Annotated in this window: 22 protein-coding genes; 20 read left to right on the top strand and 2 right to left on the bottom strand. The window is 73.3% G+C overall.

Going from position 1 to position 23584, the window contains the following annotated elements; translation table 11 throughout:
* The first annotated feature begins 34 nt into the window (after window positions 1–34).
* Genes BLQ97_RS11350 through BLQ97_RS11340 form a run of 3 tightly spaced genes read left to right on the top strand, consistent with a single transcriptional unit; the run spans window position 35 to window position 3099 of the window.
* Complete coding sequence (locus BLQ97_RS11350; protein WP_091365996.1) at window positions 35–1165, top strand: acyl-CoA dehydrogenase family protein; 1131 nt, start codon at window positions 35–37, stop codon at window positions 1163–1165.
* Between the two features lie 27 nt (window positions 1166–1192).
* Complete coding sequence (locus BLQ97_RS11345) at window positions 1193–2236, top strand: LLM class flavin-dependent oxidoreductase (protein ID WP_091365995.1); 1044 nt, start codon at window positions 1193–1195, stop codon at window positions 2234–2236.
* A gap of 35 nt (window positions 2237–2271) precedes the next feature.
* On the top strand, window positions 2272–3099 hold the full coding sequence (locus tag BLQ97_RS11340) for a mycofactocin-coupled SDR family oxidoreductase (RefSeq protein ID WP_091365994.1): 828 nt from the start codon (window positions 2272–2274) through the stop codon (window positions 3097–3099).
* Window positions 3100–3224: 125 nt separating this feature from the next.
* Here the strand turns inward: BLQ97_RS11340 and BLQ97_RS11335 are convergent, their stop codons facing one another.
* On the bottom strand, window positions 3225–4892 hold the full coding sequence (locus BLQ97_RS11335; protein ID WP_091365993.1) for a flavin-containing monooxygenase: 1668 nt from the start codon (window positions 4890–4892) through the stop codon (window positions 3225–3227).
* Window positions 4893–4920: 28 nt separating this feature from the next.
* The gene (locus BLQ97_RS11330; protein WP_091365992.1) at window positions 4921–5862 is read right to left on the bottom strand and encodes an alpha/beta hydrolase; all 942 of its coding nucleotides are present in this window, start codon (window positions 5860–5862) and stop codon (window positions 4921–4923) included.
* A 292-nt stretch (window positions 5863–6154) separates the two neighbouring features.
* Here BLQ97_RS11330 and BLQ97_RS11325 point away from each other — a divergent pair, with 292 nt between their 5' ends.
* The 17 genes from BLQ97_RS11325 (at window position 6155) to BLQ97_RS11245 (ending at window position 23582) form a co-directional block, all read left to right on the top strand.
* Window positions 6155–7276 carry an NDMA-dependent alcohol dehydrogenase gene (locus BLQ97_RS11325; RefSeq protein WP_091365991.1) on the top strand — a complete coding sequence of 374 codons (1122 nt, stop codon included), beginning with the start codon at window positions 6155–6157 and terminating at the stop codon, window positions 7274–7276.
* 8 nt (window positions 7277–7284) lie between these two features.
* A complete protein-coding gene (locus BLQ97_RS11320) occupies window positions 7285–7731 on the top strand; it encodes a nuclear transport factor 2 family protein (protein WP_091365990.1) in 447 nt (148 codons plus the stop codon).
* 27 nt (window positions 7732–7758) lie between these two features.
* A complete protein-coding gene (locus BLQ97_RS11315) occupies window positions 7759–9225 on the top strand; it encodes an aldehyde dehydrogenase (protein WP_217637155.1) in 1467 nt (488 codons plus the stop codon).
* 308 nt (window positions 9226–9533) lie between these two features.
* A complete protein-coding gene (locus BLQ97_RS11310) occupies window positions 9534–10742 on the top strand; it encodes an ABC transporter substrate-binding protein (RefSeq protein WP_175471689.1) in 1209 nt (402 codons plus the stop codon).
* Between the two features lie 65 nt (window positions 10743–10807).
* Window positions 10808–11698, top strand: a complete 891-nt coding sequence (locus BLQ97_RS11305; protein WP_091365987.1) for a branched-chain amino acid ABC transporter permease — start codon at window positions 10808–10810, stop codon at window positions 11696–11698.
* Complete coding sequence (locus BLQ97_RS11300; protein WP_091365986.1) at window positions 11695–12648, top strand: branched-chain amino acid ABC transporter permease; 954 nt, start codon at window positions 11695–11697, stop codon at window positions 12646–12648. The genes BLQ97_RS11305 and BLQ97_RS11300 overlap by 4 nt, the downstream gene beginning before the upstream one ends.
* Window positions 12645–13451 (top strand): ABC transporter ATP-binding protein, encoded by an 807-nt coding sequence (locus BLQ97_RS11295; RefSeq protein ID WP_091365985.1) that lies wholly within the window; start codon window positions 12645–12647, stop codon window positions 13449–13451. Before BLQ97_RS11300 ends, BLQ97_RS11295 begins: the two co-directional genes overlap by 4 nt.
* Window positions 13435–14151 carry an ABC transporter ATP-binding protein gene (locus BLQ97_RS11290; protein WP_091365984.1) on the top strand — a complete coding sequence of 239 codons (717 nt, stop codon included), beginning with the start codon at window positions 13435–13437 and terminating at the stop codon, window positions 14149–14151. Before BLQ97_RS11295 ends, BLQ97_RS11290 begins: the two co-directional genes overlap by 17 nt.
* Window positions 14152–14242: 91 nt before the next feature.
* Window positions 14243–15910, top strand: a complete 1668-nt coding sequence (locus BLQ97_RS11285) for an AMP-binding protein (protein ID WP_091365983.1) — start codon at window positions 14243–14245, stop codon at window positions 15908–15910.
* Between the two features lie 10 nt (window positions 15911–15920).
* Window positions 15921–17087, top strand: a complete 1167-nt coding sequence (locus BLQ97_RS11280; protein ID WP_091365982.1) for an acyl-CoA dehydrogenase family protein — start codon at window positions 15921–15923, stop codon at window positions 17085–17087.
* Between the two features lie 2 nt (window positions 17088–17089).
* Window positions 17090–18016 (top strand): HpcH/HpaI aldolase/citrate lyase family protein, encoded by a 927-nt coding sequence (locus BLQ97_RS11275; protein WP_091365981.1) that lies wholly within the window; start codon window positions 17090–17092, stop codon window positions 18014–18016.
* Window position 18017: 1 nt separating this feature from the next.
* The gene (locus BLQ97_RS11270) at window positions 18018–18533 is read left to right on the top strand and encodes a MaoC family dehydratase (protein ID WP_091365980.1); all 516 of its coding nucleotides are present in this window, start codon (window positions 18018–18020) and stop codon (window positions 18531–18533) included.
* Window positions 18530–20002, top strand: a complete 1473-nt coding sequence (locus BLQ97_RS11265) for an aldehyde dehydrogenase family protein (RefSeq protein WP_091365979.1) — start codon at window positions 18530–18532, stop codon at window positions 20000–20002. The genes BLQ97_RS11270 and BLQ97_RS11265 overlap by 4 nt, the downstream gene beginning before the upstream one ends.
* 17 nt (window positions 20003–20019) lie before the next feature.
* Window positions 20020–21246 (top strand): CaiB/BaiF CoA transferase family protein, encoded by a 1227-nt coding sequence (locus BLQ97_RS11260; RefSeq protein WP_091366397.1) that lies wholly within the window; start codon window positions 20020–20022, stop codon window positions 21244–21246.
* Window positions 21243–21995, top strand: coding sequence for an SDR family NAD(P)-dependent oxidoreductase (locus BLQ97_RS11255; RefSeq protein ID WP_091365978.1), 753 nt, complete (start codon window positions 21243–21245; stop codon window positions 21993–21995). Before BLQ97_RS11260 ends, BLQ97_RS11255 begins: the two co-directional genes overlap by 4 nt.
* Complete coding sequence (locus BLQ97_RS11250; protein WP_091365977.1) at window positions 21992–22819, top strand: amidohydrolase family protein; 828 nt, start codon at window positions 21992–21994, stop codon at window positions 22817–22819. The genes BLQ97_RS11255 and BLQ97_RS11250 overlap by 4 nt, the downstream gene beginning before the upstream one ends.
* A complete protein-coding gene (locus tag BLQ97_RS11245) occupies window positions 22812–23582 on the top strand; it encodes an enoyl-CoA hydratase/isomerase family protein (protein WP_091365976.1) in 771 nt (256 codons plus the stop codon). The genes BLQ97_RS11250 and BLQ97_RS11245 overlap by 8 nt, the downstream gene beginning before the upstream one ends.
* The last annotated feature ends 2 nt before the right edge of the window (window positions 23583–23584 follow it).

Below are 23584 nucleotides of genomic sequence, written 5' to 3'. Positions count from 1 at the left end.
CGCGCCCCGCGGGGTGCACCCGAGAGGAGCCAGGATGTCCTTCGAGCTGCCGGCCGCCCACCGGGACCTCCTCGAGCGGGCCCGGCAGACCGCCGACAAGGTGCGCTGGCACGCCGGGGACGCCGACGCCGCCACCGACGTCGACCCGGTCATGCGCGAGGCGCTGCAGGCCAGCGGGCTGGTGTCGGTCACCGTGCCGGCCGCGCACGGCGGGGCGAGCGAGACCGTCGACCCGCTCGCGGTCACCGTCGTCCGGGAGGCCTTCGGCGGGGTGTCGGCGCACCTGGACTCGCTGTTCGCGATGCAGGGGATCGGCAGCTACGCGCTGTCGGTGGCCGGCAGCGCGCGGGTGCAGGAGGAGTGGCTGCCCCGGGTGCTCTCCGTCGAGGCCGTCGCCGCGCTGTGCCTGACCGAGCCCGACGTCGGCTCGGACCTGCGCTCGATCACCACCACCGTCGCCGAGCGCGACGGCGAGCTGGTGCTCGACGGGCACAAGTCGTTCATCACCAACGCCCCCGCGGCGGCCTTCTTCACCGTGCTCGCCAAGGAGGAGGCCGGCTTCTCGCTGGTCTTCGTGCCGGCCGACACCCCCGGCGTCACCGTGACCTCCGGGCCCGACCTCATCGCCCCGCACGTCATCGGCGAGGTCCGCTTCGACGGCGTCCGGGTGCCGCTGGACTCCCGCGTCGGGCAGCCCGGCCAGGCCTTCCCCCTGGTGCTGCAGACGCTGGCCTCCTTCCGGGTGTCGGTGGCCGGCTCCGCGGTGGGCCTGGCGCAGGCCGCCCTCGACGAGGCGGTCGCGCACACCACCGGCCGGGAGCAGTTCGGCCAGCCGCTGGCCCGCCTGGGCCCGATCCCGCAGATGCTGGGCACCTGCTGGATGGAGGTCGAGCAGGCCCGGCTGCTCACCTACTCCGCGGCCACCAAGGCCGCCGCCGACCCGCAGGGTGCGCTGCACTGGTCGTCGATGGCCAAGGTCGCGGCCACCGAGACCGCCTCGCGCGTGGCCGACCGGTGCGTGCAGATGACCGGCCGCTTCGGCGTCGTCACCGGCTCCACGATCGAGCGGCTCTACCGCAACGCGCGCCCGATGCGCATCTACGAGGGCGGCAACGAGGTGCTGCTCGGCCAGCTGGCCAAGACGCTGACCCGTCCGGCCCGCTGACCTCCGACCCCAGAGAAGAGGCCCGCCATGGTCGCCGTCGGCATGCTGCTCTCCGACGTCCCGAGCTCCGTCCCGCCCGCCCAGCAGTTCGACGACGTGCGGCGCATCGTCGCCGCCGCCCAGCAGGCCGGCATGAGCTACATCGCCATCGGCCAGCACTTCCTCTACGGGGACCTGCGCTGGCTGCAGCCGGTGCCGCTGCTGGCCCGGCTCGCCGCCGAGTGCGACCGCGAGACCCGGCTGGCCACCCAGATCATGATCGCGCCGCTGTACCACCCGGTGCTGCTGGCCGAGGAGCTCGCCACCCTCGACGTCGTCACCGAGGGCCGGCTGGTCTTCGGCGCCGGCATCGGCTACCGCCCCGAGGAGTTCGACTACCTCGGCATCCCGTTCAAGGAGCGGGCCGCGCGCACCGACGAGATCCTCGAGCTGCTGGTCAAGCTCTGGACCCAGGACGAGGTCACCCACCACGGCCGGTTCTGGCAGCTCGAGGGCGTCAAGCCGCACCTCAAGCCGGTCCAGGACCCGCACCCGCCGATCTGGGTGGGCGCGCAGAGCGTCGCGGGCGCGCGGCGCGCCGGCCGGTTCGGCGACGGCTTCCCAGTGACCCCTGAGGCCACCTACGAGGAGATCGAGGAGCGCTTCGCCGCGGTGCGCGAGGGCTTCGCCGCCCGCGGCAAGCCCTTCGGCCCGCAGCCGGTGCGCCGCAACGTGCTGGTCGCCGACTCCCGCGACGAGGCGCTGGTCGAGTACGCGCGGGTGTCGAAGGGCAAGTACCTGTCCTACGCGAGCAAGGGCATGACGTACGCCGGCGACGCCGACACCCTCGACCGCGACTTCCTCGCCACCGTCGCCCAGCACGCCGTCGTCGGCACCGACGCCGAGGTGGTCGCCCAGCTCACCGACCTGTGCACCCGCTTCCCGGTCGACCCGCTGCTGCTGCGCCCGCAGTGGCCGTCGATGTCGGCCGACGAGACCATCGCCGCGATCGAGCGGCTGGGCCGGGAGGTGGTGCCGGCCATCCGCGCGCTGCCGACCCCCGCGCCCGAACCGGTGCCCGCGATCGCCTGACGCGGGCACGGCCGGACGAGACAGGGAGGACGGACATGGGACGGTTCGACGGCAAGGTCGCGCTGGTCACCGGCGGCGCGCGCGGTCAGGGCCGCTCGCACGCGGTGCGGCTGGCGGCGGAGGGTGCCGACGTCGCGGTGGTCGACGTCTGCCGGCAGTTCGACTCGGTGCAGTACGCGATGTCCACGCCCGACGACCTGGCCGAGACCGAGAAGCTGGTGCGCGAGCACGGCCGGCAGTTCCTCGGCATCCAGGGCGACGTGCGCGACGTCGAGCAGGTCGAGGCGGCCGTGCGGCAGGTGGAGGAGCAGTTCGGCGGGATCGACCTGGTCTGCGCCAACGCCGGCATCCTGCCCTCGACCGGCCCGCACGCGCAGCGGCTGGAGGCGTGGTTCGACACCGTGGCCACCAACCTCTCGGGCGTCTTCTTCACGCTGCGCGCGGTGACGCCGGGCATGGTCGAGCGCGGGCGCGGCGGCGCGGTCGTCATCACCGGGTCGACGTCGAGCTTCCGCGGGGTCGCGTACAAGACCGAGATGCTCAACCCCGGGCACATGGCGTACGGGGCGGCCAAGTCCGGCGTCCTGGCGCTGATGCGCAACTACGCGATGGCGCTGGGCCGGTACGGCATCCGGGTCAACACGGTCATCCCGGCCGGCGTGGACACCCCGATGATCAGCAACGAGTTCTTCACCCGGGACCTGCAGGCCGACGCCCCGCCCGGGTGGATGGCCAACGTCATGGAGCACGGCCCGGTGCAGCCCGGCGACATCTCCGACGCCGTCCTGTTCCTGCTCTCCGACCAGGCGAAGTTCGTCACCGGCACCGCGCTGCCGGTGGACATGGGCACGCTGCTCGTCTGAGCCGAGCGCGACGAGAGGGCGGGAGCCGCGGCTCCCGCCCCCTCGTCGTCGGGGACCGCGCCCGGTGTCGACCTGCTGCCGCCTCCACCCGCTCGAGACAGCACCAGGTCGACAGCGGGCGGGGGTCAGCTCATGCCGGCGGCCACCCGGGCGGGACGGCGGACGAAGCCCTCGTAGCCGTTCGCCGCGACCTCGTCACACTTCTGCCGGTACGGGCCGACGCCGCCGATGTAGGGCATGAACACCCGCGGCTTGCCCGGCACGTTCGAGCCCATGTACCAGGAGTCGGCCGTCGGGTAGAGCGTCATGTGCCCGACCTCGTCGACGTGCGCGGTCCAGGCGTCCTCGGCCTCGACCGTGGGCTCCATCGTCGCGAGCCCCTCCGCCTCCATCGCCGCGATCGCGTCGGTGACCCACTCCACGTGCTGCTCGATCGAGACCATCATGTTCGACAGCACCGACGGGCTGCCCGGGCCGGTGATCGTGAACAGGTTAGGGAACCCCGCGACCTGGATGCCCAGGTAGGTGCGCGGCCCGGCGTGCCACTTGTCCTTCAGCGCCACGTCGCCGCGCCCGCGGATGTCGATCGCGGTGAGGGCGCCGGTCATCGCGTCGAAGCCGGTGGCGAACACCAGGTCGTCGAACTCGAAGTCCTCCTGCGTGGTGCGCAGCCCGTGGTGGGTGATCTCCACGATCGGCGTCTTGCGCACGTTGACCAGCCGGACGTGCGGCAGGTTGTAGGTCTCGTAGTAGTTCGTGCCCAGGCACGGCCGCTTGGTGCCGAACGGGTGGTCGTGCGGCTGCAGCGCGGCGGCGGTCTCCGGGTCCTCGACGATCTCGGCGATCCGGTCCCGGACGTACTGCGCCGCGGTGTCGTTCGCCTCCTTGCTCGTGATCATGTCGGTGAAGCCGGTGAGGAAGGTGACCAGGCTGTTGTCGCGGTCGTACCAGGCCCGCTCCCAGAGCGCCTGGCGCTCCTCCTCGGTCGCCTCGAACGCCCCCTTGGTCGCCGGCGGCACGGCGATGCCGAAGCCGGACTCCCGGTTGGCCTGCCGGTGGCGGTCGTACTCCGCCTTGACCGACCGCTGGTGGTCGGGGTCGATCGGGTGGTTGTGCGCCGGGACGACGAAGTTCGGCGTCCGCTGGAACACGGTGAGCTCGACGGCCTGCTCGGCGATCAGCGGGATGGACTGGACGCCGGAGGAGCCGGTGCCGACGACCGCGACCCGCTGCCCGCTGAAGTCCACGCCCTCCTTCGGCCAGTGGCCCGTGTGGAACCAGCGCCCGCGGAACAGGTCGAGCCCCGGCACCTCCGGCACCTTGGACGCCGACAGGCACCCCGTCGCCATGACCACGTACCGGGTCGAGAGCTGGTCACCCTGGTCGGTGCGCACGTGCCAGCGCTCGACGTCCTCGTCGAACACCGCCTCGGTGACCCGGGTGTTGAACTTGATGTCCCGGCGCAGGTCGAAGCGGTCCGCGACGTGGTTGACGTAGCGGAGCAGCTCCTCCTGGGGCGGGTACTTCTCCGTCCACTCCCACTCCTGCTCGAGCTCCGAGTCGAAGGAGAAGCTGTAGTCCATGCTCTTCACGTCGACGCGGGCGCCGGGGTAGCGGTTCCAGAACCAGGTGCCGCCGACCCCGTCGCCCTTCTCGAACACCTGGACCCGCAGGCCGAGGCCGCGCAGTCGGTGCAGCAGGTAGAGACCGGAGAAGCCGGCGCCGACGACGACCGCGTCGACCTCGGGGACGCCCTTCACCGCGTGCGAGGGCTGCTCGTGCGTCTGGGACATGTGCTCGTGTTCCTCTCGGGAGGGCGGGTCAGGCGGGCTGGGCGGTGAGCTGGCGGTCGATCGCCTCGACGGCGTAGGCGATCCCGGCCTCGCTGCCGGGGAGCACGTTGACCATCGTGAAGAAGCCGTGCATCTGGCCCTCGAAGACGCGGGACTGCACCGGGACGCCGGCCTTGGCGAGCGCGTCGGCGTACTCCTGGCCCTCCTGGCGCAGCACGTCGTGCTCGGCGAGCAGGACGACGGCCGGCGGCAGGCCGGAGTGGTCGGGGAGCCGGGCCGGGGAGGCGTCGGGGTTCTGCCGCATGGCGTGCTCGGGGGCGTAGAGGTCCCAGAACCAGACCATCGACTCGCGGCTGAGCATCAGCTGGTTGGCCGGGTCCCGGTAGCTCTCGTTGTCCAGGTCCGCGTCGGTCACCGGGTACACCAGGAGCTGCAGGGCGAGCGCCGGCCCGCCGGCGTCCCGGGCCTTGTGCGCGACGATCGCGGCCAGGTTGCCGCCGGCGCTGTCGCCGGCGACGACCAGTGGCACGCGGGCCCCGGCGATCTCCTCCAGGTGCGCGTCGACCCACCGCAGCGCGGCCCAGGCGTCGTCCGCCGCCGCGGGGTAGGGGTCCTCCGGCGCCATCCGGTAGTCGACGAGCACGACCGCGCACCCGGTGCGCTGGGCGAGGGTGCGGCCGAGGGTCTCGAACTCGGGCAGCGCGCCGATCACCCAGCCGCCGCCGTGGTAGTAGACGACCACGCCGCGGGGCGACTCGCTGGGCACGAGCACGTGCAGGGGGATGGCGTGGCCGTCGTCCGCCGGCGCGCTGGTCATCTCCGCCCGGTGCATGTCGGGGCCGGGGCCGTACATCTCGCCGAGGGCCGCGGTCAGGCCGCGGGCCTCCTGCGGGGTCATCTCGTGCAGCGGCTTGGTGCCGCTCTCGGCCAGCTGTTCGAGCAGCTTCGTCGTCGCCTCGTCGAGGGCCATCTCGCCTCCAGGGGATCCGCGCACCGCGGATCTGCATCGCGGGACCGGACGACCGTCGGGTCGCCGGGGTGACTGAGGCCACACAAACTAGGCACAGAGTTAGCAGTGGGACAAGCCCTCGACGGCGCGTTGCCGTGAACCTGCGAAAGATGCGCAGAGACTCTTCCGTCCGGCCGCGCGGTGTGGCTACGGTCACGACGCCGGGCCGCCCGCCGCGCCTCACCTGCCGCCGCGGCCCACCGCACGCCCCGGGTGCGAGGACGCCCCGGGACCAGCCACTCGAGGGAGCGCCGTGAAGACCGTCGGAGCACTGCTGTGGGAGCCCGGGACGCACTCGGGGTGGAGCGTCGAGGAGATCGAGCTCGACCCGCCCAAGCGCCGGGAGGTGATGGTCAAGCTGACCTCGTCGGGCATCTGCCACAGCGACGACCACCTCGACACCGGCGACATCCCGCTGGGCTGGGCGCCGATCATCGGCGGCCACGAGGGCGCCGGCGTCGTCACCGAGGTCGGCCCGGAGGTCACCGAGCTCGCCGAGGGCGACCACGTCGTCCTGTCGTTCCTGCCCTCCTGCGGGAGGTGCCGGATGTGCGTGGCCGGCCGGGGCAACATGTGCGAGCTGGGCGCCGGCGTGCTCGCCGGGTACGCGCCCGACGGCACCCACCGCATCCACGCCCGCGGCCAGGGCGTCGGCGCGATGAGCTACCTGGGCACCTTCAGCCCCTACGTGACCGTGCCGGTCGACTCCGCGGTGAAGATCGATCCGTCGATCCCGCTGATGCCCGCGTCGCTCATCGGCTGCGGCGTCCCCACCGGCTGGGGCTCGGCGGTCTACGCCGCGGAGATCCAGCTCGGCGACACCGTCGTCGTCTTCGGCACCGGCGGCGTCGGCATGAACGCCGTGCAGGGCGCGGTGCACCGCGGGGCGCGCAACATCGTCACCGTCGACCCGGTGCCCCTCAAGCAGGAGAAGGCCAAGCAGTTCGGCGCCACCCACTCGGTGGGCTCCTTCGAGGAGGCCCAGAAGGTCATCGAGCACATGACCAACGGCCAGGGCGCCGACCGGGTCATCATCACCGTCGACGTCGCCCGCGGGGACATCGTCGAGCAGGCCAACCAGCTCACCCGCCGCGGCGGCGTCATCGTGCTGACGGCGGCCGCGCCGGTGCTGCAGCGCGACGTGCAGTTCGACCTGTTCAGCTTCGCGATGTCGGGCAAGCGGCTGCAGGGCTCGCTCTACGGCACGACGAACTCGAAGAACGACATCCCGCTGATCGCCGAGATGTACAAGAGCGGCCAGTTCAAGCTCGACGAGCTGATCACCAGGACGTACAAGCTCGAGCAGATCAACGAGGCCTTCGCCGACCTGCGCGAGGGCAAGAACATCCGCGGCGTCATCGTCTACGACGACTGAGGCCCGCGATGACCCTCACCCGGCCCGACACCCGGGTCGCCGACGTGCTCGACATCCAGCGGGCGACGCACCTCTACGCCCGCGGCCTGGACCGCTTCGACCCGCAGGAGGCCGTCTCGGCCTTCACCGACGACGCCGTCTGGGACGCCACCCCCGTCGGCCTCGAGCGGTTCGAGGGGCGCGCGGCGATCCTCGGCTTCTTCGAGCGCGACGCCGCCGCCATCGCCGACCAGTTCCACGTCATCACCAACCACGTCGTGGACCTCGCGGACGACGGCGAGACGGCGACCGGCACCAACTACGTGTTCTCCGAGGGCCACACGAAGAGCGGTGCGGCCTTCAAGGCGATCGCGCTCAACGAGGACACCTACCGCCGCACGCCGCAGGGCTGGCGGATCGCCGGCCGGCGCATCTCCGCTCTCACCCCGCCAGAGCTCGAGGGCTTCGATGCCTGACCGCCCCGCCACCCCAGGAGGACGACCGTGACCGCAGTGGAGGAGCGCGCCGGCACCGGCGTGCGCTCGTTCGACAAGCTCTTCATCGGCGGGCACTGGGTCCCGCCGGCCACCGACGAGGTGATCGAGGTCGTCAGCCCGGTCACCGAGGAGGTGGTCGCCACCGTCCCGCACGCCAGCCCCGCCGACATGGACGCCGCCGTCGCCGCCGCGCGGCGGGCCTTCGACGAGGGGCCGTGGCCGCGGATGTCGCCGGCCGAGCGGGCCGCGGCACTGCGTCGGGTGGGGGAGGAGGTCGGCAAGCGGATCCCGGAGATGGAGCGCAGCTTCACCATCGAGATCGGCGCCCCCGCCATGATCAGCAAGGCCTTCCACGCCAACGCCACGGCCATGTGGGACGACGCCGCGACGCTGGCCGGCACCCTGCAGCTCGAGGAGCGGCGGCAGGTGGCCGGCGGCGGCGAGGCGACGATCGTCCGGGAGCCGGTCGGGGTCGCCGCGGTGATCATCCCGTGGAACGGGCCGGTCGCCACGGCGTCGCTGAAGATCGCGCCCGCGCTCGCGGCCGGCTGCACCGTCGTCCTCAAGCCGGCGCCCGAGGGCCCGGTGTCGGTGATGATCCTGGCCGAGGCGCTGGAGGCCGCGGGCCTGCCCGACGGCGTCATCAGCGTGCTGCCCGGCGGCCGCGAGGTCGGCGAGCACCTGGTCAAGCACCCCGACGTCGACAAGGTGTCCTTCACCGGCTCGACGGCGGCCGGCCGCCGGATCATGGCGCTGTGCGCCGAGCGGATCGCCCGGGTGACCCTGGAGCTCGGCGGCAAGTCGGCGGCCATCGTGCTGCCCGACGCCGACGTCTCCGCGGTCGCGCAGACGGTCACCTTCGCCGGCATCGGCAGCTCGGGGCAGGTCTGCGCGGCGCTCACCCGCCTCGTGGTCCCGCGCGAGAAGCAGGAGGAGGTCGTCGAGCAGGTCCGGGCGATCATGGAGTCGGTGCCGGTCGGCGACCCCCGCGAGGAGGGCACCGTGCTCGGCCCGCTGGCCGCCGAGCGCCAGCGCGAGCGGGTCGAGGGCTACATCCGCACCGGCATCGAGGAGGGTGCCCGCCTGGTGACCGGCGGCGGGCGGCCGCCGGGGCTGGACAAGGGCTACTACGTGCAGCCGACGCTGTTCGCCGACGTCGACAACGCCATGCGGATCGCGCAGGAGGAGATCTTCGGCCCGGTCATCGTGGTCATCCCCTACGACAGCGTCGACGACGCCGTCCGGATCGCCAACGACTCGCAGTACGGCCTCTCCGGCGCGGTCTTCACCGCGGACAAGGAGGCCGGCGAGGCGATCGCCCGGCGGGTGCGCACCGGCCAGATCTACGTCAACGACTGGGGCATGTGCGTCACCCAGCCCTTCGGCGGCTACAAGCAGTCCGGCCTCGGCCGGGAGGGCGGTCCCGAGGGCATCTCCGGCTTCCTCGAGACGAAGATGATCCAGGGCATCTAGGGAAGGACCACCCTCCCCCCCACACCTCGCAGGCTCGGCGTGGGCCCCTGGAGGGTGGCCGTTCCAGTCCGTCACGCGGCTCCGGTCCCTCGGGACCGGAGCCGCGCTGCGTCCGGGGCGCGGGTGCTGCCGCGGTGTGTGCACGCCTCGCGCCTGTCGCACCCCCACACCCGCCGGGTGTGCACCTAGCGCGGGCGAGGCGTCGTCCCCAGGCCGGCGAAACCGTGCGCAGGGTCTGGACAGCCCCTGTGGCCGTCGTTACAGTCCTGCTAACCCTGCACATGATTACAAGCCTTCGGGAGGCGTCCATGGTCAGCGAGCTCCAGAGCGGACGGCGACGGGTGGGGCACGGCGCCGGCGCGCTCGTGCTCGTCCTCGGCGTCGCGGCGTGCAGCTCGCCCGGGTCCGGGTCCTCCGGCGGCAGCGCCTCGGGTGGGGGCGGCGAGGGCGGTGGCGGCCTGCCCGACACGGTGAAGGTCATGTCGGTCAACGGGCTCACCGGCCCGGTGTCCTTCGCCGGCACGAACGCGCAGAAGGGCGTGGACCTCGCGATCGAGCAGATCGAGGCCGACGGCCTGCTGGGCGACACCACCGTCGAGGTCGACTACCGCGACTCCGCCGCCAGCCCGCAGGAGGCGGCCAGCTTCGCCAGTCAGGCGATCGCCGACCCGTCCTACGCCGCGATCCTCGGCCCCTCGGCGAGCGCGTCGTCGACCGCGGTGTCGCCGATCGTCGACCAGGCCGGCATGCCCACGGTCTACGTGCAGTCGGGCAGCGAGGGCGTCGTCATCGGCGACTACACGTTCCGGCTGACCCCGCCGGCGGCGTCCTACTTCGACATCGCCGGCGACTACGCCGAGGAGCAGGGCGTCACCTCCGCCGCGGTGCTGTTCAACAGCGGCAACCCGACGCTGGTGCAGCTCGGCGAGGACGTCGTCCCGCAGCTGGCCGACGAGCACGGCTTCGAGGTCGTGAGCACCGGCGGGGTGGAGGCCACCCAGCAGGACTTCACCACCCCGGCCTCGCAGATCGCCGGCGCCGACCCGGACGCGGCCTTCCTCATGGTGCAGGGCCCGCAGTACCCGGTGGCGATCACCCAGCTGCGGCAGGCCGGCTACCAGGGCGAGCTGATCGGCATGAGTGCGGCCGGTGCGGGCAACCTCGCCTCGGCCGGCCAGGAGGCCGCGGGCTTCGTGTGGCCGACCAACTTCACCCCCGACCAGGACGACGAGGGCACCCGGGCCTTCGTCGAGGCCTACCGCGCGAAGTACGACGGCGAGACGCCGAACAACTACGCCGCCGAGGCCTACGACGCGATGTGGTTCCTGGCCCGGGGCATGGCCGAGGCCGACAGCGCCGACCGTGCCGCGATCCAGCAGGGCCTGGCCGCGGTCGCCGAGGAGGGCTTCGACGGCGCCCAGGGGGAGATCACCTTCGAGGGCAACGACGCCCGGGTCCCCGGCGTGCTGGTCCGCTGGGACGGCAGCGCCGAGGTCCCCGTCGAGGCCGGCTCCTGACCCGCTGACCGCCCACCGGTGCCGGCGGCGCGACCGCCGGCACCGGTCCGGGAGGGAGGACCTCCATGGCACAGGACCTGCTCAACGCGCTGACCCTCGGGTCGCTCTACCTGCTGTTCGCCCTCGGGATGAGCCTGGCGTGGGGGACGATCGGCATCCTCAACTTCGCCCACGGCTCGATCTTCGTGTTCGCGGCCTTCACCGCCCACCTGCTCGTGCAGGAGGTCGCGCTGCCCATGCCGGCGATGCTGGCGGTCGGCGCCGCGGTGGGCGCGGTGCTCTCGCTGCTGGTGCAGGTGCTGGCCTTCGAGCCGATCCAGCGCCGGGCCACCGACCACCGCAAGGCCGAGATGCAGATCCTGGTCGGCGGCATCGGCATCGCGATCATCCCGCTCGCCGTCGCCCAGCGCCTCACCGGCAGCGTGCCCTTCGGCTACTCGGCCGGCACCTTCCGGGTGAGCACCTGGGACCTGGGCTTCGTCCGGCTGAGCAACGTCCAGCTCGTCACGCTGGTCGCCGCCCTCGGCCTGGCCGCCGTCATCGGCTGGTGGCTGCGCGCGGCCCGGCCCGGCCTGGCGCTGCGCGCGATCGGCGTCGACGCCGAGGTCGCCTCGATGATGGGCGTCGACCGCCGCCGGCTGGCCCTGCTCACCATGGCCGTCGCCGGCGGCCTGGCCGGCCTGGCCGGCGTGCTGCTCACCTACTACCTGGGCTCGATCGCGCCCGAGACCGGTGACGCGTTCCTGCTCAAGGCCTTCGCCGCGATCATCCTCGGCGGCGTCGGCAGCATCGCCGGCGTCGTCATCGGCGCCATGGTGCTCGCCGGCATCGAGACGCTGGTGCTGGTCACCACCTCGGGCACGTGGGCGCCGGCGATCGCCTTCGGCGTCATCTTCCTCATGCTCCTCGTCCGGCCCAACGGCCTGCTCGGCCGACAGGAGGTCCGTCGCACGTGAACGCCTGGTGGGTCTCGCACCTGGTGCTGGTCCAGTCGACCTTCATCAGCCTGCTGCTGGCGCTGTCGATCCAGGTGCCGCTGCGGGCGGGGGTGTTCTCCTTCGCCGGCGTCGGCAGCTACGCCATCGGCGCCTACACCGCGGCCATCCTCACCATCCGCGCGCAGCTCGCCCCGGTCCTGGCCATCGGCGCCGGCGTGGTCCTCGCGGCCGTGGTCGGCTACCTGCTGGCGCTGCTGGTCGCCCGGCTGTCGGGGCTCTACCTCGGCATGGCCACCATCTCCTTCGCGCTGTTCCTCGGCGTCCTGGCCACCAACGGCGGCGAGCTCACCGGCGGGGCCACCGGCCTGTTCGGCGCGATCAGCACGCTGACCACCACGCACGTCGTGGCGATCAGCGTGGTCGTGGTGCTGCTGCTGGCGGCGAGCGAGCGGGGCGCCTACGGCCGCCGCGTCGACGCCGTCCGGGAGGACCCGCACCTGGCGGTCTCCCTCGGCATCGACGTCACCCGGGTCCGCCGCCGGGTGTTCGTGGTCAGCGGCGCGCTCGGCGCCTGCGCCGGCGGCATGAACGCCCTGCTGCGGACGACGGTGTCGCCGGAGACGGTCGGCTTCCACCTCGTGGTCACCGCGCTGACGATGATCATCGTCGGCGGGGCGCTGTCCTGGGCCGGCGCGGCGATCGGCGCGGTGATCTTCACCTGGCTGCCCAGCGTCCTGCAGGTGGTCGGCGACTGGCAGCTGGTCGTCTACGGCGTGCTCGTCGCCGCGGCCGCCGTCTGGGTGCCCGGCGGGCTGCTCGGGCTGGCGCAGGACGGCTGGCGCCGGCTGCGGGCCTCCCGCCGGCGCGTCCCGCCCGAGGGCGCGGCCGCGCCGGCCGCCCCGGTGGCGGCCGACGCCGAGCAGCAGCTCGCCGCCCTGGGCGGCCCGGCGGCGGAGGTGCGGTCGTGACCGCCGTCGACGGCGGGGCCGCCGGCGCGGCGCCGGTCACCGGGCAGGCCGTCCTCGAGGGCCGCGACGTGGCCGTGCACTACGGCGGCATCAAGGCCGTCGACGGCGTCGACCTCACCCTCGAGACCGGCCGCATCCTCGGCATCCTCGGGCCGAACGGGTCGGGCAAGAGCACGCTGCTGGCCGCGCTCACCCGGCTGGTGCCGCTCACCCGCGGCCGGCTGACCCTCGACGGCGCGGACTACGGCCGCACCCCGCCGTCCCGGCTGGCGCACCGCGGCATCGCCCGCACCTTCCAGACCGTGCGGCTGCTGCCCGACCTCACCGTGCTGGGCAACGTCCAGCTCGGCGCCGACCTGCGGCTGGGCCGCGGCGCCCGGCTCCGCGAGCTGGTGCGGCGCAGCGTGCCCCCGGCGGTGCAGGAGGCGATCGAGCGCACCGGCGTCGGCGACCTGCTCGACCTGCGCCCCGGCGAGCTGTCCTACGGCACCGCCCGGAAGGTGGAGATCGCCCGGGCGCTGGCCGGCCGGCCCCGGGTGCTCATGCTCGACGAGCCGACGGCGGGGATGAACCAGCCCGAGCGGCTGGAGGTCGCGGGCCTGCTGCGCCGGCTGCGCGACGAGGGGCTCACCCAGCTGCTCGTCGAGCACGACGTCTCGATGATGGTCGACACCTGTGACCGGCTGCTGGCGATGAACCAGGGCCGGCCGATCGCCGAGGGCGCCCCCCGCGAGGTCGTGCGCGACCCCGCCGTGCAGGAGGCGTACCTGGGCAAGAGGGGGCACCGTGCTGGAGATCGCTGACCTGCACGTCCGGTACGCGACGGCCGAGGCGGTCCGCGGGGTGAGCCTGTCGGCCACGCCCGGCCGGGTCACGCTGGTGCTCGGCGCCAACGGCGCGGGCAAGACCAGCACGCTGCGCGCCGCCGCCGGGCTGGTGAAGGTGCACGCCGGGCGGGTCACCCTCGACGGGCGCGACGTCACCGGCCTGGCCCCGCACCGGATCGTGCGGGCGGGCACGGTGCTCGTCCCCGAGGGGCGCCGGGTGTTCGCGCCGCTCACCGTGGAGGAGAACCTCGTCCTCGGTGGCTACACGGTCTCCCGCGAGCGGTCCGGCACGGCGCTCGACCGCGTCTACGGCATGTTCCCCATCCTGCGCGAGCGCCGCGGCGGCCCGGCCGGGCTGCTGTCGGGCGGGGAGCAGCAGATGCTCGCCTTCGGCCGGGCGCTGATGAGCTCGCCGCGGGCGATCATGCTCGACGAGCCCTCGATGGGGCTGGCCCCCACGATGGTCGAGTCGGTGCTCGAGGCGGTCCGTGCCATGGCCGACGACGGGCTGTCGGTGCTGCTGGTGGAGCAGAACGCCGAGATGGGCCTCGAGGTCGCCGACGACGTCGTCGCGATGGCCCGCGGCGAGGTGGTGTTCACCGGCCCGGCCGGCCAGGCCCGCTCCCACGCCTCGGTGCTGCGCGCCTTCCTCGGCGAGGCGGCGCTGGTCGACTGACCGGGCGGCCCGGCACTGGTCAAACAACCATGCACATGATTAGCTGGGTTCACTCCCGCCGAGGGGCGGGACCGGCGTCGGTAGGGGAGAGATGCGCTACTACACGGACCTCGTGCCGGCCTTCCCGGACCAGGCTGACTGGACCCTCGCGACGGTGCTGCGCCACCACGCCGGGCACCGTCCCGACGCGGTGTTCCTCGAGCTGCCCGAGGAGGACCTGACCCTCACCTACGCCCAGGCGCTCGAGCAGGCCGAGTCGGTGGCCGACCGGCTGGCCGAGGCCGGCGCGCGCACCGGCGACCGGGTGCTCGTCATGGCGGCCAACTCCTCGCAGTTCCTGCGCACCTGGCTGGGCACCGGCGTCGGCGGCACGGTCGAGGTGCCGGTCAACACCGCCTACGAGGGCGTCTTCCTCGAGCACCAGGTGCGGACCGCCGCACCCCGGTTCGCCGTCGTCGACGACGTGCACGCCGCCAAGTTCCCCGCGATCGGGGACGCCGCCCGGGTGGTCGAGCGGTTCTTCGTGGTCGACACCGGCAGCCGCGAGCAGGCCCTGGCGCTGCTGCGCGAGGCCGGCTTCGCCGCCGACCCGTGGGAGGACCTCGCCGTCGGCGCCCGGCCGGGCGCGGCGTTCCCCACCCCGCCGCCGCACTCCCTGGCCTCGATCTTCTTCACCTCCGGCACCACCGGCCCGTCCAAGGGCGTGGCCATGCCGCACGCGCAGATGTACTTCTTCGGCCAGGAGGTCGTCAGCCTGCAGCGGCTGACGCCGGAGGACACCTACTTCACCTGCACCCCGCTGTTCCACGGCAACGCGCAGTTCATGGCGGCCTACCCGGCGCTCATCGCCGGCGCCCGGCTGGTCTGCCGGCCGCGGTTCTCCGCCAGCCGCTGGGTCGACCAGCTGCGCGACTCCGGCGTCACCGCCACCAACCTCATCGGCGTGATGATGGACTTCGTCTGGAAGCAGCCCGAGCGCCCCGACGACGCCGACAACGTGCTGCGCACCGTCTTCGCCGCACCCACCGCGAGCTCCATCGTCGAGGCGTTCCGGGCCCGCTACGGCATCGAGGCGTTCACCGAGGTCTTCGGCCTCACCGAGACCAGCGCGCCGATCCTGTCGCCCTACGGCGAGGACCGGCCCGCCGGAGCCGCCGGGCTGCAGGCCGCCGACTGGTTCGACGTCCGGCTGGTCGACCCCGAGACCGACCGCGAGGTGCCCGACGGCGAGGTCGGCGAGCTCGTCGTCCGGCCGCGCCACCCGTGGACCTGCTCGCTGGGCTACTTCGGCATGCCGGAGAAGACCGCCGAGGCCTGGCGCAACCTGTGGTTCCACACCGGCGACGCGCTGCGCAAGGACGCCGACGGCTGGTTCTACTTCGTCGACCGCTACAAGGACGCGCTGCGCCGCCGCGGGGAGAACATCAGCTCCTACGAGGTCGAGCAGGGGCTGCTGTCGCACCCCGGCGTCCTCGAGGTCGCCGTCGTCGGGGTGGCGGCCGACTCCGAGGCCGGCGAGGACGAGGTGATGGCCTTCGTCGTCGCCGACCCCGCGGGCCCCGGCGTCACCGCCGCCGAGCTGTGGGACTGGTGCACCGGCCGGGTGCCGGCCTTCGCCGTCCCGCGCTACGTCCGCTTCGTCGACGCGCTGCCCAAGACCCCGTCGGAGAAGGTGCAGAAGGCCGTACTGCGCGCCGACGGCGTCACCCCCGACACCCACGACCGGACCGCCGCCCCCGCGGCGGCCGGCGCCCGCTGAGGAGACCGCCGTGGACTTCACCGAGGACCCCACCCACCGCGAGATCCGCGAGGCCGTCCGGGCGATGTGCAAGGCCTTCCCGGACGAGTACTGGATGGAGCACGACACCTCGCACGAGTTCCCCTGGGAGTTCTACGACGCGGTCAAGGACGCCGGCTGGCTCGGCCTGACCATCCCCGAGGAGTACGGCGGCGGCGGGCTCGGCGTCACCGAGGCCGCGCTGGTCGAGTACGAGATCTCCGCCTCGGGGGCCGGCATGGGCGGCTGCAGCGCCGTGCACATCGGCATCTTCGGCTTCCACCCGGTCATCGAGCACGGCTCGGCGTCGCTCAAGCAGCGGTTCCTGCCGCAGGCGGCGAGCGGGGAGCTGCACGTCTCCTTCGCCGTCACCGAGCCCGACGCCGGCACCGACACCACCAACATCTCCACCACCGCGCGCAAGGTCGACGGCGGCTGGCTGGTGTCGGGCAAGAAGGTGTGGATCACCAAGGCGCAGGAGGCCCAGCGGATGCTGCTGCTGGCCCGCACGAGCCCGCGCGAGCCGGGCGCGAGGAAGACCGCGGGCCTGACGCTGTTCTTCGCGCCGGTCGACCGCGAGCGCGTGCAGATCCGCGAGATCCCGAAGATGGGCCGCAACGCCGTCGACACCAACGAGCTGTTCATCGACGACCTCTTCGTCGCCGACGAGGACGTCGTGGGCGAGGTCGGGCACGGGTTCCGCACCATCCTCGGCGGGCTCAACGCCGAGCGGGTGATCAGCGCCAACGCCGCGCTCGGCATCGGCCGGGCGGCGCTGCGCCGCGGCGTCGAGTACGCCCGGCAGCGGGAGGTGTTCGGCCGCCCGATCGGGCAGAACCAGGGCATCAGCTTCCAGCTCGCCGACGCCGCCATCCGCCTCGACGCCGCCGAGCAGGTGGTGCAGAAGGCGGCCTGGCTGGTCGACCGCGGGCTGCCCTGCGGCCGCGAGGCCAACGCCGCGAAGTTCCTCTGCGCCGAGGCCGGCTTCCTCGCCGCCGACGTCGCGCTGCAGGTGCACGGCGGGTTCGGGTACGGCAAGGAGTTCCACGTCGAGCGGTACTTCCGCGAGGCGCGGCTGATGCGGATCGCCCCGATCAGCCAGGAGATGGTCCTCAACTACACCGCCGAGCACGTGCTCGGTCTCCCGCGGAGCTACTGAGCATGGTCCCGTACCGCTCGATCCTGTTCGTCCCCGGCCACAAGCCGCAGTGGGTCGACAAGGCGCTGGCCGCCGGCGCCGACTGCGTCGTCCTCGACCTCGAGGACTCGGTGCCCGCCGACCTCAAGGCCGGCGCCCGCGAGACGGTCGCCGCCTCCGTCCGCGCCGTCCGCGCGCGCGACCCCCGCGTCGGGCTGTTCGTCCGGGTCAACCCGCTCGACACCCGGCTCACCGGGGCAGACCTCGAGGCCGTCGTCGTCCCCGGGCTGACCGGGGTGTTCGCGCCGAAGATCAACAGCGCCACCGACGTGCTGCGCTACGACGCGCTGCTCGACCACTTCGAGGCGCGCAACGGCGCGCAGGGGCTGGAGTACATCGTCCCGGTGGAGATGGTGGCCGCCATCCAGAACGCCCGCGAGATCGCGACGGCGTCGCCGCGGGTGGGCGCGATGATCGGCCCCACCGCCGAGCACGCCGACATCGCCCGCGCCGTCGGCTACCGGTGGACGCCGGAGGGGGAGGAGACCCTCTACCTGCGCAGCCGGGTGCTGCTGGCCTGCCGCGAGGCGGGCATCCACCCGCTCACCGGGCTGTGGGAGCGCCTCGACGACCTCGTGGGCCTCAAGACCTTCGCCGAGAAGGGCCGCCAGCTCGGCTTCCGCGGCATGATCGCCATCCACCCGAGCCACGTGCCGGTGGTCAACGAGGCGTTCACCCCCACCGCCGACGAGGTCGAGTTCCACGAGGGCCTGCTCGCCGCCTACCGGACCGCTGCCGCCGCCGGCTCCGGGGCGGTCCGCTACCGCGGCGTGCACATCGACAAGGCGCACGCCGACACCGCCCGCGACTGGCTCGCCCACGCGCGGTCCCTGCCCGGCGCGGCCGCGCCGACCGTCCCCACCATCGACGCGCCCGAGGGAGGGCACTGACGTGCGAGGTCTGTACTTCGAGGAGTTCGAGGTCGGCCGGGTGTACCGGCACCCGTTCACCCGCACCGTCACCGAGAGCGACAACGTGCTGTTCACGTCGCTGACGATGAACACCCAGCCGCTGCACCTCGACCACGAGTTCGCCAAGGGCACCATCCACGGGCGGCCGCTGTTCAACAGCCTGTTCACCCTGGCCCTGGTCGGCGGCTTCCACGTGCTGGAGCTGACCTTCGGCACCACACTGGGCAACCTCGGCTACGACAAGGTCGAGTTCCCCCACCCCGTCTTCCACGGCGACACCCTGCGCGGGGAGACCACCATCCTCGACAAGCGCGAGAGCCGCAGCCGCACCGACAGCGGGATCGTCTGGTTCGAGCACCGCGGCTACAACCAGGACGACGTGCTGGTCATGCGGTGCACCCGCGTCGGCCTGATGGCCAGGAGCCCGGAGCACGGCGGCTCCAACCCCCGCGTGCTGGGGGACGACACCCCCGTCCGCGAGGAGCAGCAGGCATGACCGCCACCCAGCCGGACCTGCGCACCTGGGTCCCGACCACCCGCGAGCTGCTCGTCGACGGTCGGCTGGTCCCCGGCGAGGGGCCGGTGATCGAGGCGGTCAACCCCGCCACCGAGGAGGTCACCGCCACCGTGCCGACGGCGTCGACCGCGCAGGTCGACGCCGCCGTCGACGCCGCCCGCCGCGCCTTCCCGGCGTGGGCGCAGGCCGGCCCGCAGGAGCGCAGCGCGGCGATCTCCCGGCTGGCCGACGTCTTCGAGGCCAACGTCGAGAAGCTCACCGCCTCGATCGTCAACGAGGTCGGCACCCCGGTCGCCTTCGCCGAGGTCATGCAGGTGCGGCTGGGCATCACCCACCTGCGCTGGATGGCCGAGGCGGCGCTGGTGGACCGGACCGAGCAGCTCGGGCCCTGGCACGACCCGGTGCTCAGCTACTCCGAGGTGGCCTACCGGCCGGCCGGCGTGGTGGCCTGCATCACCGGCTACAACTACCCGATCAACCTCGCCGTCTTCAAGTTCGGGGCGGCGCTCGCGGCCGGGTGCACCACCGTGCTGCTGCCCTCCCCGCGGACCCCGCTGACCACGCTGTGGATGGGCGAGCTGTTCCAGGAGGCCGGCATCCCCGCCGGCGTCATCAACGTCCTCGTCGGCGACGGGCCGTCGGTCGGGCAGCACCTCACCACCCACCCCGGCGTCGACCGCGTGTCGTTCACCGGCTCCGACGCCGTCGGCGCGCGCATCATGGAGCAGGCCGCCCGCGGGCTGAAGGGCGTGACGCTGGAGCTCGGCGGCAAGTCGCCGAACATCCTGCTGCCCGGCACCGACGTCGCGACGCTGGCGCGGGACATCCACCTGCGCTGGGCGCGCAACGGCGGGCAGGGCTGCGCGGCGCTCGCCCGGATGCTGGTGCACGAGAGCCTGGTCGACGACTTCCTCACCGCCTCCCGGGAGGCGTTCACCGCGCTCAAGGTCGGCGACCCGTGGGACCGCGAGGTCAACGTCGGCCCGATGATCCGCGAGGACCACCGGCAGCGGGTGCAGTCGTTCATCGACGGCGGCCTGGCCGACGGCGGGGAGATCGTGCTGTCCCTGGACACCCCGGTGCCCGACCGCGGGTACTTCGTCAACCCGGTCGTGTTCGCCGGGCTGCCGCACGACAACCGGCTGGTGCAGACGGAGGTGTTCGGCCCGGTGGGCGTCGTCGTCCCCTTCGCCACCGAGGAGGAGGCGGTCGCGCTGGCCAACGACACCGCCTACGGCCTGGCGGCCAACGTCTACACCCCCGACGTGGAGCACGGCCGGGCGCTGGCGGCGCGGCTGCGCTCGGGCACCGTCTGGGTCAACGGCGGCGGCAACATGCGCCCCGACGCGCCCTTCGGCGGGTTCGGCCTCTCCGGCGTCGGCCGCGAGATCGGCGAGTGGGGCATCCGCGAGTACCTCGAGCCGCAGCACGTGCAGTGGCGGCCGTGACCAGCAGGGGGAACGACATGACGACCGATCCGGGCACGCCGCCGCTGGCGGGGGTCACCGTCCTCGAGCTGGGGACGATGTACGCCGCCCCGACCGCCGGCCGGATGCTGCGCGACTTCGGCGCCCGCGTCATCAAGGTCGAGGACCCGCGCACCGGCGACTTCGCCCGGCAGTGGACGCCGCAGCACGAGGGCCTCTCCCTCGGCTTCGCCCGGCTCAACAGCGGCAAGGAGTCCATCGGCATCGACCTGCGCCGGCCCGAGGGCCGCGACCTGGTGCGCCGGCTGGCCGCCAGGGTCGACGTCGTCGTCGAGTCCTTCCGGCCGGGCCGGCTGGAGGACTGGGGGCTGGGCTACGACGTGCTCTCGGCGGAGAACCCCGGGCTGGTGCTCACCCGCGTCTCCGGGTTCGGCCAGACCGGGCCCTACCGCGAGCGGCCGGGCTTCGGCACCGTGGCCGAGACCGCCAGCGGCTACGCGTTCGTCAACGGCTGGCCCGAGACCCCGCCGACCTCGCCGCCGTTCGGCTTCGCCGACTCCATCGCGGGCCTGTCGGCCGCCTTCGGGACGACGACGGCGCTGTTCAACCGCACCCGCACCGGCCGCGGCGACGTCGTCGACGTGGCGCTCTACGAGCCGCTGATGTTCATCCTCGGCGACCTGATCGTGAACTACACCGCCACCGGCTTCATCCAGGAGCGGGTGGGCAACGGATCGGGCTCGGCGTCCCCGCGCGGCATCTACCAGGCCGCCGACGGGCAGTGGCTGTCGATCGCGGCGTCCAACCAGACGATCGCGCTGCGGCTGTTCGACGCGATGGGCCGCCCGGAGTTCAAGGACGACCCGCGCTTCGCCACCAACGTCGCCCGGATGGCGAACAACGACGAGCTGCAGCAGCACGTCAAGGACTGGGTGGCGCAGCGGCCGCGGGCCGAGGTGCTCGCCGACCTCGACGCGCACGAGGTGGTCGCCGCCCCGGTCAACGACGCCCGCGACATCGTCGAGGACCCGCACTTCCGCGAGCGCACGCTGGTCGAGCTCGCCGGCACGCGGCTGGGCCGCGTGCTCGTGCCCGGCCCGGTGCTGCACCTGGGCAGCTACGCGGGCCCGGTGTACGAGGGCGTGCCGGCCATCGGCGAGCACACCGAGTCCGCGCTCACCGGGCTGCTCGGCCTCACCGCCGACGAGATCGCCCGGCTGGGCAGCAGCGACGTGGTCGGGCCGGCGCCGGTGCGCGCGGCATGAGCGTCGCGGTCGACCTGTCGGGGAAGGTCGCGCTGGTCACCGGCGGCAGCCGCGGGCTGGGCCGGGAGATGGTGCTCGGGCTGGCCGCGGCCGGCGCCGACGTCGTCGTCGCCAGCCGGGACCTGGCCAGCTGCGAGAAGACCGCGGCCGAGGTCCGGGAGACCACCGGACGGCGGGCGCTGCCGGTGTCGGCGCACGTGGGCCGCTGGGAGGGCCTCGAGGAGCTGGTGGAGACCGTCTACGGCGAGCTCGGGAAGGTCGACGTCCTGGTGAACAACGCCGGGATGAGCCCGCGCTACGACACCGTCGCCGACGTCTCCGAGGTGCTCTTCGACAAGGTCCTCGGCGTCAACCTCAAGGGCCCGTTCCGGCTGGCCGCCCTGGTCGGCACCCGCATGGCCGCCGGCGAGGGCGGCTCGATCATCAACGTGTCGAGCACCGGCGCGGTGCGGCCGCGGGCCGACATCGTGCCCTACGCCGCGGCCAAGGCCGGGCTCAACGCGGTCACCGTGGGCCTGGCGCACGCCTTCGGGCCGACCGTGCGGGTCAACGCGATCATGTGCGGCACCTTCCTCACCGACGTGTCGGCCGCCTGGGACATGGCCGCCTTCGGCCGGCGGGCGGCGACGTTCGCGCTGGGCCGGGGCGGGCAGCCCTCGGAGGTCGTGGGGACCGCGCTGTACCTGGCCAGCGACTGGTCGTCGTTCACCACCGGATCGATCGTCACCGTCGACGGAGGACAGCCGTGATCACCGACGTGCACTGCCACGCCTGGCCCGACCAGATCGCCGAGCGGGCACTCGGCCCGCGGGTGCCCCAGCTGCCGCGGGTCGGCGACGGCAAGATCTCCACGCTGCCCGGCGTGCTCGAGCGCTCCGGCGTCGACCGGGGGGTGCTGCTGGGCATCGCCGACAGCGCCAAGTACGTCGACGGCACCAACCGGTTCGTGGCCCGCTCGCGCGGCGGCTCGCTGCTCGGCTTCGGCACCGTCCACCCCGACCTCCCGCTCGAGGAGAACCTGGCGTCGCTGCGCCGCAACGGCATCCCCGGCGTGAAGCTGCACTCGCTGTTCCAGGGGTTCGCCTACGACGACCCCCGGGTGTGGGACCTGCTGGAGGCGTTCGGCTCGGAGATCGCCGTCATCGCGCACGTCGGCCGGGGCGGGGACGCGGAGAGCAACGAGCGGGCGACGCCGGGCATGGTCCGCGACATCGTGCGGCGCTTCCCCGACCTGCGGCTGATCGCCTGCCACTTCGGCGGCTACCACCGCCTGGAGGAGGCCGAGGAGGAGCTGCTGGGGCTCCCGGTGCACCTGGAGACGTCGTGGCCGCCGACCATGGCCGAGCTCGCGCCCGAGCGGGTGCGCTCGATCATCGACCGGCACGGCGCCGACCGGATCGTGTTCGGCTCGGACTGGCCGATGGCCGACCCGGCCCGCGAGATCGCCGCGATCCGGGCGCTCGGCTACGACGAGGAGACCACCGCGGGCATCCTCGGCGGCAACTTCTCCCGGCTGATGGGGCTGTCGGACGACCAGCCGCTGCCCGGGCCGATGGAGGCCGCCCGTGGCTGACTCGGTGCTCGTGGACCAGCGCGGCGACGCCACCTGGATCACCCTCAACCGGCCCGACCGGCGCAACGCGTACGACCCGGAGATGGCCGAGGCGGTCGTGGAGGCGCTCGACGGCAGCACCCGCAGCCGCGCCGTCGTGATCACCGGGGTGCCCGGCTCGTTCTGCGCCGGCGGCGCGCTGACCAACCTGTCCGCCCCCGACGTGACGAGCATGCGCGGGCTCTACCGGTCGTCGCTGCGGCTGTTCGACGCGATCCGCAACCACCCGCGGCCGGTCGTCGCCGCGGTGAACGGCCCGGCGGCCGGTGGGGGCAACGAGCTCGTGATCGCCTGCGACCTGGCGATCGCGGCGGAGTCGGCCACCTTCGGGCAGACCGGCCCGCGGGTGGGCAGCGCCCCGGTCACCGGCGCCACCAACGTGCTGGGCGTGCAGATCGGGGAGAAGCGGGCCAAGGAGATGGCGTTCCTCTGCCGGCGCTACTCCGCCGCGCAGGCCCTCGAGCTCGGCCTGGTCAACGCCGTCGTCCCCGACGACGAGCTGGTGGCCGCCGTCGACGCCCTGGTCGAGGAGCTGTCGGTGCTCAGCCCGCGCTACCTGGAGATCGCCAAGGTGAGCTCCAACGTCTGGTGGAACGCAGCGCGGGACTCCTTCACCACGGGACTGGGCATGCTGGTGCAGGCGATCGGCAGCCCCGACATGGCCGAGGGCGCGACCGCGTTCCTGGAGAAGCGCCGCCCGCGGTTCCCCGCCCCCGACGCCTGAGG

The sequence above is a fragment of the Geodermatophilus telluris genome (assembly GCF_900102745.1).
In the GTDB taxonomy this organism is placed as follows: Bacteria; Actinomycetota; Actinomycetes; order Mycobacteriales; family Geodermatophilaceae; genus Geodermatophilus; species Geodermatophilus telluris.
Note: the sequence above shows the minus strand (reverse complement) of the source record. Positions and strands in the feature narration are given on the sequence as shown.